We start from the raw sequence: 16,233 nt of genomic DNA, 5'->3' as shown, positions 1-16,233 counted from the left end.
AGTCACTCCTCCTTCATGGGTAACGGGATAACTGGCGCCTGGCGCGGCGGAAGCGGGAGCGTGATGGAAGCTGTCGTTTCCCCGTCTCTCTCGCTGCTAAGGCGCAGTCCATATTCCGGTCCGAATGTGTGGATCAGGCGGCGGTGCACGTTCGGAAGGCCTATGCCGCCCTTGCGCTTGATCCCCGGCTCCAAGACGCTTCCCGGAGCGTTGATCTCGCTGTCGAGAGAGGCTCTGAGCATGGCCAGCGCGGCAGCATCCATCCCGGCTCCGTTATCCTTCACCGTAATCGTCAGACGCCCCTCCTGGCTGCCGGCGGTGATGACCAGGCATCCTTCGCCGCCAAGCGGCTCCAGTCCGTGCTTGACGGCATTCTCGATAATCGGCTGCAGCGTCATTTTCGGCAGCGGAACCGAAAGATATTCGGGCAGAACCTCCATTTTCACCGAGACCCTGCCTTCGAACCGGATCGTAATGATGGTCAGATAATCGCGGATCTGCTCCAGCTCCTCGCCCAGCGTCACCAGCGCACCCTGCTCCCAATGGCTGCTGTAGCGGAACATGCGGGAGAGGGACAGCACGACCTCGCCGAGATGATCCTCTTCCTTCTCGTCGAGCATCCAATAGATCATGTCGAGCGTATTGTACAGGAAATGGGGATTGACCTGGGACTGAAGCGCCAGCAGCTCCGCGTTTTTCTCGCTCATCGAGCTGATCTTGACCCGCTCGACGAGCTGATCGATCTTCCGCACCATTTCATTGAAGGAGCCGGCCAGCGAATTGATTTCCCGGTAGCTCCGGACTTGGACCTGTCCTTGGAAATTGCCGAGCTCGACCCGCTTCATTTCCCTGATTACCCGCTTGAGCGGGGAGGAGATGGTGTTGGAGAGGATAGAGGCGACGACGATGGACACCAGGATGAGTATAAGCCCCACGACGATGAGATAACGCCGCATCTGCACCAGCTCGACATTGAGATCCTTCTGCGGGGTGACGGTGACGGCGGTCCAGTCGGCAAACGGAAGTCGGGAGGACGTCACCAGCCGGCTGCTGCGGGTATAGACCTGCGATTGGCCTACTGTCTCGGGACGCGGCACCGAAGCGATAGCCGGCAGCGTCTCGGCGCCGTCCGTGGCGCTGACCAGCCTGCCATGCTCATCCAGCAAGTAGACCTGGCTGTTGGGACTGAGCTTAAGATTCTGGAGCGCCTCGAGGATGGGAGCTGGACTGCTCTCGTACAACACGATGCCGATGTGCTTGCGCTCGTCGAGGTCGAACAGCTCCCGTCCGAAGGCCAGCACCGGCCGGGTCTCGTTGCGGTCGATGATCGATGAAGGGTAGATGCCGAGCCAGACGATCCTTCCCGAGGCGTCCATGATGCGGCGCTGCCAGTCGGTCTCGGCGAAGCCGGGAACGGTGTCATTGACATAATTGCTGTAGTTGTACACCTTCCCCTTCTTTGTCATGACATGGATGCCGATGAGATCTTCCCGGGAAAAGAAGTTCGTTCCGATGATGTTGTTGATCGCCTGCTCCAGCGCATACTGCTGCTTGGATGTGACGGGATTGGCCTTCAGCAGGCGCGCCATCTCGAAGTTGTTGCCGATGGCTCGGGAGAGGCTGTCATAGCCCTTGTCCAGCAGGTCGAACAGGCCGATCGTCTGGGAGACATTTCGGGACGATAGATCCTGGATCTTGGTCCTCAGCTGCTCCGTCGTCCGGTTGTAGAACAGCAGGCTGACGATCAGCACCATGCCGGTCATGCAGCCCAGGAGAACGATGAACAACCAGGTTTGGAACGAGTTGCTCCCCTTTTTCATGCCGGCACAGCTCCTTTCTCCTATCATGACAAATCCCCGTCCGCGAAAACTATTCACGGGCGGGGCTTGTCTGGCCTCGGAGATTCGAGGCCTACTTTGTATTTGATTGAGCGCAGGCCGCGCCGGCCGAAGCCACCCTCCTTCAAGCATGGAGGCGAAGCCGTCGAACCGCTGGATGCGCGGCAAGCGGAGCGGGCGGAATCATGCCGGAAATCAGCGCTCGCCTTTAAAGACCGGATTTTTCCTCTCAGGGGATAGATTCAAGAAATCTGGTCTTTAACAGCGATTGGAGGCATGATCCGCACGCGGAGCGATATGCCGGCAAAGCAATTCGCCAGCAAAACAGTTCGCCCGCAAAACGATTCGCCTGCAAACAAGTGGCGCATCCAATTACCCTTTGACCGCCCCAGCCACCATGCCCTTCGTAATGCGCTCCGAAAGAATGAAGTAGATCAGGATGACCGGCAGGGCTCCCATTACCAGGAAAGCGCCGATGTTGCCGTAGTTGGTGGAATATTGGCTCACGAAGCTGTTGACGCCGAACGGCAGCGTCTGCAGCTTCTCTTTGGAGATGAAGGTGAAGGCCAGGATGTATTCGTTCCAGATGTTGATGAACGTCAGGATGCAGACCGTCATGATCGGAGGCACTGAGATCGGCAGGATGACGCTGCGGAAGATCCGCAGGACGCTCGCGCCGTCCATGAACGCCGACTCCTCGATTTCATGCGGGATGCCTTTCATGAAGCCGCTGAGGATGAACACGGCGATCGGCGTCTGGAACGCGATGTAAGGCAGAATCAGCATCCAGAACGTGTTGGCCATGAATGGAATCTGCTTGAAGATCGACATCAGCGGCAGCAGCGTCGCCTGCATCGGAATCATCAGGCCGAGCATGAATACAAGCAGCGCGATCGGCGCCAGCTTCCACTTGAAGCGGGAGATGGCGTAAGCGACCATCGACGACAGCACGATGACGCAAATCATCGTCACGACGGTGACGAAAACGCTGTTGCCCAGCGAGCGCAAATAGTGTCCCGCGCGGAATGCTTCCGCGTAGTTCTCGAAGCGGGGAGAATGCGGAAGGGCGAAGAAGCTGCCTCCCAGTATCTCCTCGTTGGTCTTGAAGGAATACAAGACCAGCCAGAGCAGAGGATAGACTTGAGTGACGACAAGGACCGCCAGAAGAAGATAGACGATCCATTTTTTGATGGCATTCATGGATGGTTCTCCTCCCTAGCTTACCTTATTCTCGATGCGTTTGAAAATGATGTTGATGAGGACGGTGAAGATCAGGCAAATCGCGACCAGCATGATGGCCAGGGCGCTTCCATACCCGTATTTGCCGGACAGGAACGTGTTGTTGTACATCAGCGTGGAGATGACGTCGGTCGCATGGGCCGGGCCTCCGCCCGTCATGACCATGATGAGGTCGAACGCCTGCAGCGAGCCGATGAACGCCAGTACGATGGAGATTTTGAATACCGGCATGATGAGCGGCAGCGTGATGTAGCGGTCCGCCTTGAAGCCGTCCGCTCCGTCGATGCGTGCCGCTTCGTAGATGTCGTCCGGGATGTTCTGCACGCCCGTGAACTGGATGAGCAGATGGTAGCCGAAATATTGCCACAAGGAGACGATGTACAGGCAGTACATGGCGACCTTCGGCGCGCTCAGCCAGGCTTTCATATGGGAGTCCAGGCCCATGGAATGCAGGATGCCGTTGACCATGCCGCCCATGTCGAGCGGATTGTAGATCGTCTTCCACAGCTGGCCGATGATGACGACCGAGAGGATGACCGGCAGGAAGTAGATGGATACGAGCGAGTTGCCTTTTTTGACATAACGGTTGATGAGGATGGCGACGAACAGGCAGACCGGAATCTCCGCCATGGAGAAGACGGAATACATCAGCGTACGGCGCACGGACGGCCAGAAATAGGGATCGTCGAACAGGATTTTCTGGTAGTTGTCCAATCCGATGAAGGTCTTCACCGGATTGATTCCGTCCCACTGGAACGTGCTGTTGTAGACGGAATACAGGATCGGCACGAATACCATGCAGATATACAGCAGCAGACAAGGCAGCACGAATAGGGCGATTGTACGCGCCGGCACCTTGAGTACATTCATGGTTTTCTCACTCCTTTTCTATCTTTCGCATGAAGCAGACAAGGACGGGCTCCGCTGGAGACCGCCCTTGACCGCCGGGCCGGCTTCTGGCGCCGGCATGCGCCTTGCTATCTCTTATTTGTTGGCGTCGAAAGCGTCCTGATGTTCTTTGGCTACCGTCTTCGCGTCAACCTTCTGGACGAACAGGTTCTGGATGCTGGTCAGATGCGCCTGAGCGACAGCTGGAGGCATCGTGTTGTCGAAGGCGATGTCGCCGCCGGATACGGTCTTGAACAGATCCGTCACGCTGATGGCGAGGTCGGAGTAGCCGGCTGTCTTGAAGTCGCCTTCTACGTTCTGGCCAAGGCCGACTGCGTCTTTAAGCTCGAATTTCTTCTTCGGATAGTTCGTCATGAAGAAGTTCAGGAAGTCTTTCGTCTCTTGCAGATGCTTGCTGTTCGCCGCAATGGCGAATGCGGAGCCTGGAGCCAGCATGTATTGGTTGATGTCGCCTTTGCCGTCTACCGTAGGGAACGGGAAGGCTGCGACTTTGCCGGCGACGGAGGAAGCATCGATGTTGCCGGTCTCCCACGAGCCGATAATGAACATGGCCGCCTTGCCTGTCTTGAAGATGTTGCCGCCTGCATTGTAGTCGATGGAAGTAGCGCCCTCAGGGAACGCGCCGGCTGCGACGAGATCCTGGAAGCGGTCGACCGCCAGGAGGAAGGCCGGATCGTCGAATTTCTTCTTGCCGTCGACGACGTCTTGCAGGAAGCCCGGGCCGCCGTTCGTGCGGAGCAGGATGTTCATGAACAGGAAGGAGCCGGTCCAGGTATCCTTCTCGCCGATGGCGATCGGAGTGATTCCTTTGGCCTTGAGAGCCTTGACGTCAGCCAACAGCTCGTCGAAGGTCTTCGGAGCTTCCTTGATGCCTGCCTGTGCGAACAGGTCCTTGTTGTAGTAGGCGACCTCGATGTTGTTGCCGTCCGGCAGCGCGTAGACGTTGCCGTCGGTGCTGTAATTGTCGAGCAGTCCTTTTTGGAACGTGTCCTTGAGGCCGTTCTGGTCGAGCATGTCGTTCAGCGGAGCCAGCAGCTTCGCATCGACGTATGGCTTCATCTGAGCCGCAGGGTTGACGATCGTGATGTCCGGCACCTGGTTGTTGGCCGCCTGCGTCTTCAGCTTGGTCTTCTGGTTGTCGGTGTTGAGGGAGTCCAGCTCGATCTTGATGTTGGGATGCTCCTGCTCGTATTGGGCGACGAGCTGCTTCATGATCTTGTTGGCGACAGAGGTTTCATCCGGCCAGATGTTCTGGAACGTGATGGTGACTTTCTTGCCGGAATCGGTCGGCGTGGCTGCGCCGGCATTCTCGGTCGTCCCGTGTTGGCCGACGTATTCGCCGCGCCGGTGTTGCCCCCGTTGTTGTTGCTGCTGCCGCAGGCTGCGAGGCCGACTGCAAGCGCGCCGATAGTAAGGACGCTGACCGTCTTTTTGATTGCGTGGTTTTTCTTTACTTGGTTTTCCACCTGTTGTGTCCCCCTTGCAAAGTTTATAGTCGAATTATCTGTCAAGAAATCGTTTTCAACAATGAGGCATCCTCAAGGTGTGAGGTTTGCTTTTTCAAGGTTTTGAATGTAAAGAAGGCTTTTTAAGATGACGCTTCTCAACCAGACGCGGGTGAACGCTCGGAGCTGGCAGCCCGCTTCGAGGTTATGCTGGCTGAGCTTTACCGCCTCATTTGGCGTTTACAGAACTCATGCCCCCTTTTCTCTGGGCATTTTCCAATATTTTCAACACTATATTGCAAAGCTGAATAGTGAATGGTATAGTATAGCCATGGAACGGTATTCTCTACAGCCAGCTATTCTACATTACTGAATACCTTATTATAGTTAGGAGCAGCGCATATGAATGTACAGTTCAAGAAAGGCGTGCTGGATTTATGCGTGCTTGCGCTTACGGCATGGGAGGACCGCTACGGCTACGAGCTCGCCGTCGCGATGTCCGCGAAGTTCGAGGTGGCGGTCGGAAGCGTCTATCCGCTGCTCAACCGCCTGACGCAGGAAGGCTACTTCACGACCTATCTCCGGGAATCGACGGAGGGTCCTCCCCGCAAGTACTACAAGCTGACCCCGCAGGGACATTCCCATCTCATGTCCCTCATCAGCGAATGGCGGTCGTTCTCGATCGCGGTGGATGAATTGATCAAGGAAGGTGTCGAGCGATGAACAGAGAGCAATATCTGCAGCAATTATGGAATCTGCTGTCTCCGGCTCCGGAGCGGACCCGCAAGGAATGGATGTACGACTACGAGGAGCATTTCCGGATGGCGGCCGAGCACGGACGCCTCGAGGAGGAAGCGGCCGCAGAGCTCGGGGACCCGAAGCTGATCGCCAAGGAGCTGCTGCTCGGTTACCGGGTAGCCGAAGCGGAGAGCAAGGGAGGAAGCCTGCCCTCCGTTTCGAGAGCCGTATTTGCCGCTGTCGGCCTCGGATTCTTCAACCTGGTCTTCGTGCTTGGCCCCTATATCGGCCTGCTGGGAATTCTGTTCGCGTTCTGGGCGGTATCGGCCGCTCTCGCGCTCTCCGTCGTTCCCGTTCTCTATGAAGGCTGGTTCGGCGACGCATTGACCGGGCCGCAGTCGATCTCTGCCGCCATGGTCCTGCTCTCGCTCGGATTGCTCGCCGGCGCCGGCACCTACAAGCTGACCCGAGGCTTCATGAGGCTGACGTTGAAGTATCTTCAAATGAATACCCGAGTCATGAAAGGGAGGCAATCCTGATGCGCAATCTTGTTGTATTCGCCCTCATCCTGCTTCTGGCCGGCTTGGTCGGAGGGGGCTTCACCTTTGCAGGTTCCGACCTCAGCTTCGGCTTGAAGGAAGTCGATATCCGCAAGGAAATCCCCGCTGCCGGCATCACCCGGCTCAAAGTCGAATCCGGCAGCATGGACGTTACCTTGGTCAAAGGAAAGGCGGATGTCATCGAAGCGGCCGCAACCGGCAAGGCGAACGGAAAAGCTCTGAAAAAAATCCGCGTCGATCTCGTCAAGGAAGGCGATACGGCCATCCTGAAGAGCGATGCCAACACCGGCTTCACGATGGGCCTCAACATCGTCAACGTGAACGTGGAAATCACAGTGCCGGAGCGTCAATATGACTCCATCATTGTGGATTCCGGCAGCGGCAACGTCAGCTTTGAAGGACTGAAAACCTCCATTCTCGAGCTTGAGAACGGCTCCGGCAACGTAGAGATAAGCGAGGTCGAAGCGGACGGAGTCACAGTCAGAACCAGTTCCGGGAATTTGTCCATCGAACAGAGCCGCATGAATGAGCTTGAGACTACCGTCGGCAGCGGCAATATCCGCCTGACCAACGTCGAGGGGGCGATCAAGGCGAAGACCAGCAGCGGCAACATCCGGCTCGAGCTCGATGCCCTTATCCACCCGCTCGAGGCCCGCTCCGGCAGCGGCAACGTCACTGTCCTAACGGAAAGAGCCCCGAATTCCGCTGCAGTCAGCTACTCCACGGGATCCGGCAGCTTCCGCAACGACTGGAGCGGAGGAGAGAAAAAGGGCGATGCCGATACCGACACGATCGTGTTCGGGAATGGCGAGATTCCGGTCCACCTATCGGCCGGTTCAGGAAATATATCCCTCAAGCAGCGTTAGGTCAAACCGCAAAAACCGGCTCCAACTGGCCATCAGGCCTGGCGGACCGGTTTTTTTGCGGTTAACATTCATTTTCAAGGAAATCAATGCCTGCCTCGGATCGAAACCATTCGGCAAGCTGCGCCGCCCATCAGCCTCTCGGCGGAAAGGGGTCGTTGCCATAGCTGTGGGATTCGCCTATTCGGCCATTCCTGTTATGGATTTTCAGCTCCGTCTTCGCTTGGCGCGCCTCTTCCCGGCCGCGCTCCTCGGCTTCCGCCTTCGTATCGTGTCGGCTGAGCACGCGTCCTTCGCGCTGGGTTACCCATCCCTCGTCGCCGTCCGGCGTAACATGCACATTTCCTTTGCGTTGGTCATCCATTGCAGGTTCCTCCCTTGATTTTAATTTCCAGCACCAGCGGACAAGCTGCATTCAAGCTTCGGCCCGCTTGGCCGTGAACTCCAGCACCGCGTCGAGATTCTGAGGCTCCGCCGCGGCGAGCAGATCGCCCATCCGCTCGAGGCGTTCCCCGATTGCAAGCAGGGTGAACGCTCTCGGATCGGCTTCTCCGCGCACCTCGTCCCAAGTGAGCGGCGTGCTTACGGTCGCTTCCGCCCGGCCTCTCGGCGTGTAGGGAGCCGAGAGGCTCTTGCCCGCCGCATGCTGGACATAGTCGATATAGATCCTTCCTCTGCGCGCCCGGATCGAACGCTCGACCGTGAACAGCCGCGGATATTTGTCGGATAGATAATGCCCCAGAAAAGCCCCCAAGCTCCGAAGCTGCCCGAACGTATACGGCTTGGCCAGCGGGGTGACGATCTGGATGCCCGTCGCCCCCGACGTTTTGGGCACGGCCGCGATGCCCATGCCGTCCAGCGCCTCGCCGATCAGGCTCCCGGCCTCCATCAGGCGGGGGCGGCTTTCCTCCGACGGGTCGATGTCGAGCACCCACTCGCCCGGCATCCCGTCCTCGATCTTGTCGAAGGAGGGATGGAACTCCAGCACTCCGAGATTGCCGAGCCACAGCAGCGTCGATACGGAGTTCAGATTGATGTAGCGGACTCCATCGACTTCGGCGATGGCCACGAATTCGGGCGTCGGCTCAGGCGCGTTCTTCTGGTAGAACGACTTGCCGCCCACGCCATCCGGAAACCGGATCGCCGTCAGCCGGCGTCCGCTGCAATAGCGGAGAAGATATGGAGCGAGCTGGACGAGCTTTTGCAAATAATCGGCTTTGCGGATGCCGGGCGCCGGCCACAGCATTTTATCCGGATGGGTGATCTCGATGCGGTTGCCCTCTACTTCCAGCATGCTCCGGCTCATAACAGTATCCCCTCCAGCCACTCCAGCTTGGGATGCCGCAGCAAGCCCGACTGCGTCAGCTCCCGGCCGCTCACGCCGGCCGCAATCGGGCTGGCCAGCCAGCGGATATCGGTCCCCCGCAATCCTTCCGGCAGGCTGCCGCCGAAGTCACCCTGGCGCCCCGCCGTCATCTTCTGCAGGGAAAGCTGCCGCTTGGCTCTTTCGTTCAAGCCCGAAGAGATGCGCCCCATATACCGGCCTTGCCGGCTCATGACCAGGCTCGACAGCTTCCCTTCCTTATAAAGAACAGCCACGATATCCACTTCGCGGTGAAAAAATGTCTTCCGCTTGTACCAGTCTCCGTGTTCCTTGCCCTCCGAATACCGGCTGCCGCGCCGCTTGGCGACAACGCCTTCCCAGCCGTTCTCCTCCGCCCACCGCCAGAGCGGCTCGCCGTCCTCATACGTATCCGCAAGGAAAAAGGGAGGCTTCCAGCCGGAGCATAGCTTTCGCAGCCGGGCGCCGCGCTCCTCGAACGGCAAGCGGCGGAGATCCTGGCTCCCCTCCTGCAGCAGATCGAAAATCATATAGCCGACCGGCTGGCGGCGCGAGGCCCGCTCGATCCGTTCCCGGCCGCGCAGCTTGTCCCGGCCCTGCATCATTTGAAAGCTGGGCTTGGCGGTATCGGGATCGAGGAGGAACGCCTCGCCGTCCAGCATGAGATCCGGAAAGCCTTCGGCGGCGCGGTCTTCGAGCGCATGGGCTAGATCGGGATAGGATTCGGTCTTCGGCTGCATCCGCTTCGACCATAAGCTCGCTTCCCCGCCGCGGAGGACGGAGATGATGCGGAAGCCGTCCCACTTCAGCTGATAGACCCAATCGCCGCCTGCAGGCAGACAATCCGTCAAAATCGGCGACATCGGGACGAAAGGCTTCATCCCTTATGATCCTGTCTCTTTCGGGCGGGTTCCCGAACGGCGCTTCGGCTTGGCGGCAGCCGGCTTCGGCTTGGATTCCGACGGCTTTGCTTTGGGAGAGGAGGACCTGGCTTTGGATGACTTCGGCTTTTCTTTGGAGGCAGCCCCCCTGCGCGGCTTGGACGGCTTGTCCGCGTTCCCGGAATCCGTGCCGCCTGCGGGCTTCAGCTGCTTCAGGCTCTTCTGCAGCGCGTCCATCAAGTCCAGGACATTCGGCTCCGCCTCCTCTTCGGCGACCTTGACCTCCTTGCCTTCCACCTTGTCCTCGATCGCCTCCAGCAGCCTCTCCCGGTACTCGTCCTTGTATTTCTCCGGCTCGAAGCTTCCCGTCAGCTGCTCGATCAGCGACTTGGCCATGTCCAGCTCCCGGCGGTCGACCTTCTCCTCCTCCGGCAGACCCGGAATATGATTTTTCTCGCGGATCTCGTCTTCATAAAACATCGTGACGAGGGAAAGCACTCCGTCCACGACGCGGATAGCCGCAAGGCTGCTCTTCTGCCGGATCGTCACGTTGGCGACGCCGATTTTCCGGGTGCTTTTCAGCGCCTCGACGAGCAGCCGATAGGCGTGCTTGCCGGTTTCCTCCGGAGCGAGATAGTAGGTTTTCTGAAAATAGATCGGATCTATTTCCTCCAAATCCACAAAATCGAGGATACGGATCTCGCGCGAGGTTTTCGAGGCGAGCTGCTCCAGCTCGTCCTTCTCGAAGATGACGAAGCGGCCATCCTCATACTCGTAGCCTTTGACGATGTCGCTCCAGGAAACGTCCTCCTCGCATTTGGGACAGGTCCGGTGGTACTTGATCGGCTGGTTGTATTTCTTGTGGAGCATCCGCATCGGAATGTCGTTGTCCTCGGTAGCCGCATATAGCCGCACCGGAACGTTGACGAGGCCGAAGCCGACGGCTCCCTTCCAGATCGTTTGCATGGACGGTATGCCTCCTTGCCGGATAGTCTGGTCTCTATTACCCTCTGTCCGGGAACAGCCAATCAAGATGGGAGGCTGAGGTGCGGGGTAAGATAAGGAAACAGGAAGCGGACAAGGCATGAGGGGCGGACAGCCATTCGGAAGGAAAGGCTCCGGTACGCTCTCGCTCCGCTCAGGGCTTAACCTGAAATAGCCGGGGAGGAAACCCGGCAGAGGAGGATGCGGAATGAAAACAGCGAAAGCGGTCTTTCTGGACCGGGACGGAGTCGTGAACGAGATGAATACCGCGCGTGTACGCCACGTGAACAGTCCGGGCGATCTCCATCTATTGCCCGGAACCGCCGAAGCGATCCGCGGGCTGGCGGAAGCGGGCTACCGGGTGTACGTTGTGACCAATCAGGGCGGCGTCGGCCTCGGGTACATGTCCTTGGCGGACCTGGAAGCGGTACATGTACGGCTGGAGGAGCTGCTGGCGGAAAAAGGGGCACGGCTGGACGGAATCGCCTTCTGCCCGCATAAGCCCAGTGCCGGATGCGCCTGCCGCAAGCCGCGGCCCGGCATGCTGCTGGAGCTGGCGAAGCGGCATCGCCTCTCGCTGAGCGAGAGCTACATGATCGGAGACCGCGAGATCGATATCGCAGCCGGCCAGGCTGCCGGCACGCGGACAATTCGAGTGGACGGCGCGGCGGGCAGGAGCAAAGGGAAGGCAGGCGGCAGCCGAGAGGCAGCCGGCGCTGCGCGAAGGACGCGAAGTAATGGAGGCGTGCCGTCCCGGGCGGATTGGAACGTCTCCTCCCTGCTCGAAGCGGCGGTCCTTATCGTGCAGAGACTGGCGGAAGAGCGGGGGCTTCCTTGAACGGACGCCCGCATAGGAGTATGGTTAGAGATGAACCGTCCATCACGGACCCGGACGAGCTCCTGCCGACGCGCATTCGAGTTCTCGCCCTTCACCTGCGGGCTGCATGCCCTTGACCATTAATGGGCTCTTTCTACGAGAAGAAGCCCCCGGGAGAGATACTATTCATGATCAAAAAGCTTGATCCAACGCCGCATTATGTCCTGGTCGTCACCGCTGTGGAAGCCGAGCGGGACGCCGTCGTCCGCGGCCTGCTCAAAGCCTGTCCCGCCGAAGTATGCGGCGAGGTCGAAGGTCCCCTGCGGCGGGTCGGCCGCTATATCGTGCTCGCCGGCGGCGTAGGTCCGGCTGCCGCCGCTGCCAGCGCCGCCCTCGCCATCGCTGGCGGCCCTTTCTTCCGCTATGTCATCAGCGCAGGCATCGGCGGAGGCTTCTCCCCGATTGCGCCCGTCGGCTCCGTCGTCATCGCGACGGATATCATCGCGGCGGATTTGGGCGCCGAGACGGCAGACGGCTTCGCCAGCGTGGATCAGCTCGGCTTCGGCTCCTGGCGCGTTGCGACCGATCGCGAGCTGGCGGAGCGCTTCGCCGAAGCTCTGCGCATGGCGGATGAACCTGTCGCAGCCGCCGCCGGCCCCGTGCTGACGCTGTCCACCGTTACGGGATCGGCGGAGTCTGCAGCCGTGCTTCAGGCCAGGGTACCGGGAGCTGCCGCCGAAGCGATGGAGGGCTACGGCGTCGCCATAGCCGCCGCTATGCAAGGCATCGAGGCGCTGGAGATCCGGGCGATCTCCAATTCGGTCGGTCCGCGCGACCGGGAAGCCTGGCGCATCGGCGACGCGCTCAAGGCGCTTGAAAAGACGGGATTTTTACTGCCGGAGGTGCTTGGAATCCAATGAAAATCGCTTTTTCCCCTTGTCCCAACGATACCTTTGTCTTTCACGCCTGGGCACACGGCCTTATCGAAGGCGCGCCTGAGCTGGAAGTGACTTATGCCGATATCGACCTTACCAACGGCTGGGCAGCCGACCGCATCGGGCCCGAGGTTATGAAGATTTCTTATGCAGCCCTGCCTTGGGTGCTGGAAGACTATGCGCTCATCCCTTGCGGGGGCGCTCTCGGCCGCGGCTGCGGTCCGCTCGTGCTGACCGCCGGCGGCGGAACCTCGCGCAGCCATGCTGACGCCAAGCCGGGAGCCCCGATCGCCGCTGGCGGCACGGATGCTGCGGGCGGCACGGATGCTGCTGCAAAACCGGATGTCTCTGCAGGCCTCCTAGTCCCGGAGCAGCAAAATCAAGCCTCCGGTCAGGATATCGTTCCTGCTGCAGGCTCCGCCCATGCCCACAGCGGAGCTGCCGCTCCCGGCGCGGATCCTTCCTGGCTGAGCGGCAAGCGGGTCGCAGTGCCGAGCGAAAGGTCGACCGCCTACCTGCTGTTCCGGCTCTGGGCGGCGCAGAATGTTCCCGGAGGCGTCGGCGAGATTGTCGTCATGCCTTTCCACGAAATCATGCCCGCCGTCCGCGACGGCCGCATCGATGCCGGGCTCGTCATTCACGAAGCGCGATTCACTTATCCCGAATACGGCCTGTCACTGATGGCCGATATGGGCGCATGGTGGGAAGCCGACACAGGCCTCCCGATCCCGCTGGGCGCCATCATTGCCAAGCGCTCCCTCGACCGCAGCTCCATCGAGGCATGGGCGCGCTCTTCCGTCGAATACGCCTGGGAACATCCCGCGCAATCCGCCGATTACGTACGATCCCATGCCCAGGAAATGTCGCCCGAGGTCACCAGCGCCCACATCGCCCTCTACGTGAACGAGTTCACCCGCGAGCTTGGCGAGGACGGCTACAAAGCCGTCGAGTCCTTGCTCGGACGAGCGGCTAGGGAAGGCCTCGTTCCGGAGTTCGACTTGGCTTTGCTGCGGAAATAATGTCCGGCACAGGCTCGCGAAGCAGCTATCGGACTGCATCGGACTTGATTCAGGCCAGCCGGTTTTCCCGGCTGGCCCATTTCAGGTCAGGCGTCTAACTATCGGACATACGTTCCGCTATTTCTCGAAATTCGAGCCATTCTGCTCGCTATCGGACATACGTTCCGCTATTTCACGAATCGCTATCCGACATACGTTCCGCTATTTCACGTAATTCGAGCTATTCTGCTCGCTATCGGACATACGTTCCGCTATTTCACGAAATTTGAGCTATTCTGCTCGCTATCGGACATACGTTCCGCTATTTCTCTTCGACTAACTACTATTCCGATAATTGTTCACAAATAACGGATCTGATGTCCGCTAAACGTTTGAATATGACATTTTGAACGAAATAGCGGATCTGATGTCCGATAGTGCGGACAACCCGCCATTTTGCAGGACCAACCGCCACCCAGTATTTTTCTAATGCCCATTTCCATGATGCCCACTTCCTCTGCTAGTTTAACTGCCTATTCATGTCCACTTCTCCTATCCCCACTTAATGCCCGCTCTTTTCCAATTTCCACCGTTCATTTGTACCGCTCTGCTCGTCTCCCCAATTCCATTGTCGATCGATGCCGCCTCCATCTCTCCAATTCCATTCGACTAACCGCGTTCTTCCTATATAACTGCATAGAAAGACGAAGTGGGTAAAATAGGATAACTAAGAATGTGCCTAAGAAAGAGAGTAAATATGGCTACCCCCGGCCAACAATACTCGTCCCTGCCCAAATAAAAAGAGCAGCCGGCAACCCGGCTGCTCCGTTCTTTCAGACCTATCTTTCACCTTACAGACCTATCTTCTGCTTACAGACCCATCCTCCGCCTTACAGGCCTACGGCCTTGAATGCATTGGTCACCGAGGTGACATAAGAGGAGCTCGTTCCGTACAGGTCTTTGGCCGCCTGGATCGAGGCGTTCTTCGCCGCGGCGAAGTTGGAAGTGGAAGTAAGGTAATAGGCCACGGTGTTGTAGAAAATGTTCACGGCTGCGTCGCGGCCGATGCCCGTGACGGAAACGCCGTTCTGGGTGCCGCCTTGGGCGAGCAGGTAGAACGCTTTGTTCGTGATGCCGCTGTTCGTATGAACGCCGCCGTTGTCGGAAGATCCCGTGTAGCGGTTGGCATAGTTGTCCGGCTGGCCGTACAGCGTCGGGTTGGACATGGAACGGAGAGCGTCGCCGGCGATGCCAGGCGTATAGACATCGTCGCCGATAAGCCAGTTTTTCGCCTGAATCGAGTTGCCGAGGACGTCGGCATAGGACTCGTTCAGCGCGCCGGATTCATTGAGGTACTGGAGATTGGACGTGTACTCGATGACTCCATGGGACAGCTCATGGCCGACAACGTCGAGATCGCCCGACAGCGGAATGAACGTCGAGCCGTCGCCGTCGCCGAATACGATCTGGGTGCCGTTCCAGAAAGCATTGTTGTACCTGCTGCTGTAGTGGACCGAGGAACGGATCAGCAGGCCGTTGCCGTCGAGGCTGTTGCGTCCGAACTTCGTTTTGTAGAAATCATATACTTTGCCTGCATAAGTATGGGCATCGACGGCGGCTCCATCCGTCCATGCGTTGTCGGCGTCCGTCAGCAGAGTGCCCGGAATCGTGGTCCGATTGCTGGCCGTGTAGGTATAGATGCCGTTGCCGCGAGTGGTGTCTTTCAGCTGGTACGTGCTGCCGGAAAGGGTCGTCTGGAATGTCTTGCTGTCGCCGAGCACGCCCTTGCCCGAACCGGTGGCTGTCTCGATCAGATCGTACTGCTGCACGATATGGCCGTCGGCTGCATCGATGAGGTAGCGGGTGCGCAGCGGCTGCGGCTCAAGCACATTCACTTCCGTCTGGTAGACGAGACGGGACCCGCTGCCTTCCGGATAGACGTACAGCTGAGCCGACGGAGTCTTCTCCTGCGCTCCCAGCTCGCCGATGCGGGAACTGGCTTCCTTCGCCGCGATGGCCAGAGCATCGGATGCGCTTATGGCTGGTACGCTGGATTTTGCCGTGATTTGATTCTGAGCCGGCAGAACGGCACCAACGAACGAAGTAACCTGGCCGGCCTTGTCGATGTGAATGGTTTGGTCACCGCCATATACCGGGATGCCATTCACATATTGCTGCAGGCGGAAATGCTCGACGCCCGAAGTTGGATCCACTTCCTTCTTCTGAATCAGGAACGAGGTTTTCACATCCGCTGCGGGTACGCCCAGCTTTGCTTGCTGGCCTTCCAGGAAAGCCCAGATCTTATCCTCGGAAGAGCCCGGCACAATCTTGGCATCCTTGGCAGCGTCGATGAATTGAGTCACGAGCTGATTGTTCACGACGCTGACGTCGGGAGTTCCGGCCGTCCCGAGGCTTGGAGTTTCAGCAGCAACAGCGGAAGCGGAAGAGAGCAGCAATACGGCACCAAGCAGAGTAGGAATCATTTTTTTCATTACACAAATTCACTCCAGTCATAAATTTTTTTAAAACCAAAAAGAAATCCAGAAAATAAATGTTACCTATCGCCTCCGCTCTATGTATGAATATTCACAACCGCCTTTTGACGAAAAAAAATAGATTAGCGGTGGTGGCAATGAATGTACCACACCGTAATCTATTCGGTAAATATGGAAAAATAATCAAAA

At 58.5% G+C, this 16,233-nt stretch carries 14 protein-coding genes and 1 pseudogene; 6 read left to right on the top strand and 9 right to left on the bottom strand.

Features of this window, described 5'->3' with window-relative positions:
* Window positions 1–2: 2 nt before the first annotated feature.
* The 4 genes and pseudogenes from AC06G8_RS02280 to AC06G8_RS02265 form a co-directional block, all read right to left on the bottom strand.
* Window positions 3–1,820 (bottom strand): cache domain-containing sensor histidine kinase, encoded by a 1,818-nt coding sequence (locus AC06G8_RS02280; RefSeq protein ID WP_480284295.1) that lies wholly within the window; start codon window positions 1,818–1,820, stop codon window positions 3–5.
* Between the two features lie 390 nt (window positions 1,821–2,210).
* Complete coding sequence (locus AC06G8_RS02275; RefSeq protein WP_447663596.1) at window positions 2,211–3,038, bottom strand: carbohydrate ABC transporter permease; 828 nt, start codon at window positions 3,036–3,038, stop codon at window positions 2,211–2,213.
* Window positions 3,039–3,053: 15 nt separating this feature from the next.
* A complete protein-coding gene (locus AC06G8_RS02270) occupies window positions 3,054–3,947 on the bottom strand; it encodes a carbohydrate ABC transporter permease (protein WP_447663595.1) in 894 nt (297 codons plus the stop codon).
* 114 nt (window positions 3,948–4,061) lie between these two features.
* Window positions 4,062–5,422: pseudogene (locus tag AC06G8_RS02265) on the bottom strand (extracellular solute-binding protein).
* A gap of 411 nt (window positions 5,423–5,833) precedes the next feature.
* Between AC06G8_RS02265 and AC06G8_RS02260 the strand changes: the two are divergent.
* The 3 genes from AC06G8_RS02260 to AC06G8_RS02250 are packed head-to-tail and all read left to right on the top strand — an operon-like array spanning window position 5,834 to window position 7,595.
* A complete protein-coding gene (locus tag AC06G8_RS02260) occupies window positions 5,834–6,154 on the top strand; it encodes a PadR family transcriptional regulator (RefSeq protein WP_447663593.1) in 321 nt (106 codons plus the stop codon).
* Entirely contained in the window at window positions 6,151–6,708 is a 558-nt protein-coding gene (locus AC06G8_RS02255; protein ID WP_447663592.1) for an HAAS signaling domain-containing protein, read from the top strand. Before AC06G8_RS02260 ends, AC06G8_RS02255 begins: the two co-directional genes overlap by 4 nt.
* Window positions 6,708–7,595, top strand: a complete 888-nt coding sequence (locus tag AC06G8_RS02250; RefSeq protein ID WP_480284294.1) for a DUF4097 family beta strand repeat-containing protein — start codon at window positions 6,708–6,710, stop codon at window positions 7,593–7,595. The genes AC06G8_RS02255 and AC06G8_RS02250 overlap by 1 nt, the downstream gene beginning before the upstream one ends.
* A 130-nt stretch (window positions 7,596–7,725) precedes the next feature.
* Here the strand turns inward: AC06G8_RS02250 and AC06G8_RS02245 are convergent, their stop codons facing one another.
* From AC06G8_RS02245 to ku, 4 genes are read right to left on the bottom strand one after another with little or no spacing between them, the layout of a single operon-like run.
* Complete coding sequence (locus AC06G8_RS02245) at window positions 7,726–7,956, bottom strand: DUF2188 domain-containing protein (protein WP_480284293.1); 231 nt, start codon at window positions 7,954–7,956, stop codon at window positions 7,726–7,728.
* Between the two features lie 51 nt (window positions 7,957–8,007).
* A complete protein-coding gene (ligD, locus tag AC06G8_RS02240; protein WP_480284292.1) occupies window positions 8,008–8,898 on the bottom strand; it encodes a non-homologous end-joining DNA ligase in 891 nt (296 codons plus the stop codon).
* Window positions 8,895–9,815 carry an ATP-dependent DNA ligase gene (locus AC06G8_RS02235; protein ID WP_480284291.1) on the bottom strand — a complete coding sequence of 307 codons (921 nt, stop codon included), beginning with the start codon at window positions 9,813–9,815 and terminating at the stop codon, window positions 8,895–8,897. The genes ligD and AC06G8_RS02235 overlap by 4 nt, the downstream gene beginning before the upstream one ends.
* 3 nt (window positions 9,816–9,818) lie before the next feature.
* On the bottom strand, window positions 9,819–10,781 hold the full coding sequence (ku, locus tag AC06G8_RS02230) for a non-homologous end joining protein Ku (protein WP_480284290.1): 963 nt from the start codon (window positions 10,779–10,781) through the stop codon (window positions 9,819–9,821).
* Between the two features lie 226 nt (window positions 10,782–11,007).
* On the opposite strand from ku, the gene AC06G8_RS02225 reads away from it, so the two are divergent.
* From AC06G8_RS02225 to AC06G8_RS02215, 3 genes are all read left to right on the top strand, one after another.
* Window positions 11,008–11,637 carry a D-glycero-alpha-D-manno-heptose-1,7-bisphosphate 7-phosphatase gene (locus AC06G8_RS02225; protein ID WP_480284289.1) on the top strand — a complete coding sequence of 210 codons (630 nt, stop codon included), beginning with the start codon at window positions 11,008–11,010 and terminating at the stop codon, window positions 11,635–11,637.
* 167 nt (window positions 11,638–11,804) lie between these two features.
* Complete coding sequence (locus AC06G8_RS02220; protein ID WP_480284288.1) at window positions 11,805–12,536, top strand: futalosine hydrolase; 732 nt, start codon at window positions 11,805–11,807, stop codon at window positions 12,534–12,536.
* Window positions 12,533–13,570, top strand: coding sequence for a 1,4-dihydroxy-6-naphtoate synthase (locus AC06G8_RS02215; protein ID WP_480284287.1), 1,038 nt, complete (start codon window positions 12,533–12,535; stop codon window positions 13,568–13,570). The genes AC06G8_RS02220 and AC06G8_RS02215 overlap by 4 nt, the downstream gene beginning before the upstream one ends.
* A gap of 869 nt (window positions 13,571–14,439) precedes the next feature.
* Here AC06G8_RS02215 and AC06G8_RS02210 read toward each other — a convergent pair.
* Complete coding sequence (locus AC06G8_RS02210; RefSeq protein ID WP_480284286.1) at window positions 14,440–16,041, bottom strand: M4 family metallopeptidase; 1,602 nt, start codon at window positions 16,039–16,041, stop codon at window positions 14,440–14,442.
* Window positions 16,042–16,233 lie beyond the last annotated feature (192 nt).

Source organism: Paenibacillus sp. SJS-P3, assembly GCF_056711585.1.
The sequence above is the reverse complement of the archived record's forward strand: the minus strand, read 5'-3'. Positions and strand labels throughout refer to the sequence as shown.

Excerpts from the sequence above, each read along its gene's own strand:
- AC06G8_RS02280 (WP_480284295.1), bottom strand. The coding sequence starts at position 1,820 with ATGAAAAAGGGGAGCAACTCGTTCCAAACCTGGTTGTTCATCGTTCTC.
- AC06G8_RS02275 (WP_447663596.1), bottom strand. The coding sequence starts at position 3,038 with ATGAATGCCATCAAAAAATGGATCGTCTATCTTCTTCTGGCGGTCCTT.
- AC06G8_RS02270 (WP_447663595.1), bottom strand. The coding sequence starts at position 3,947 with ATGAATGTACTCAAGGTGCCGGCGCGTACAATCGCCCTATTCGTGCTG.
- AC06G8_RS02260 (WP_447663593.1), top strand. The coding sequence starts at position 5,834 with ATGAATGTACAGTTCAAGAAAGGCGTGCTGGATTTATGCGTGCTTGCG.
- AC06G8_RS02255 (WP_447663592.1), top strand. The coding sequence starts at position 6,151 with ATGAACAGAGAGCAATATCTGCAGCAATTATGGAATCTGCTGTCTCCG.
- AC06G8_RS02250 (WP_480284294.1), top strand. The coding sequence starts at position 6,708 with ATGCGCAATCTTGTTGTATTCGCCCTCATCCTGCTTCTGGCCGGCTTG.
- AC06G8_RS02245 (WP_480284293.1), bottom strand. The coding sequence starts at position 7,956 with ATGGATGACCAACGCAAAGGAAATGTGCATGTTACGCCGGACGGCGAC.
- ligD (WP_480284292.1), bottom strand. The coding sequence starts at position 8,898 with ATGAGCCGGAGCATGCTGGAAGTAGAGGGCAACCGCATCGAGATCACC.
- AC06G8_RS02235 (WP_480284291.1), bottom strand. The coding sequence starts at position 9,815 with ATGAAGCCTTTCGTCCCGATGTCGCCGATTTTGACGGATTGTCTGCCT.
- ku (WP_480284290.1), bottom strand. The coding sequence starts at position 10,781 with ATGCAAACGATCTGGAAGGGAGCCGTCGGCTTCGGCCTCGTCAACGTT.
- AC06G8_RS02225 (WP_480284289.1), top strand. The coding sequence starts at position 11,008 with ATGAAAACAGCGAAAGCGGTCTTTCTGGACCGGGACGGAGTCGTGAAC.
- AC06G8_RS02220 (WP_480284288.1), top strand. The coding sequence starts at position 11,805 with ATGATCAAAAAGCTTGATCCAACGCCGCATTATGTCCTGGTCGTCACC.
- AC06G8_RS02215 (WP_480284287.1), top strand. The coding sequence starts at position 12,533 with ATGAAAATCGCTTTTTCCCCTTGTCCCAACGATACCTTTGTCTTTCAC.
- AC06G8_RS02210 (WP_480284286.1), bottom strand. The coding sequence starts at position 16,041 with ATGAAAAAAATGATTCCTACTCTGCTTGGTGCCGTATTGCTGCTCTCT.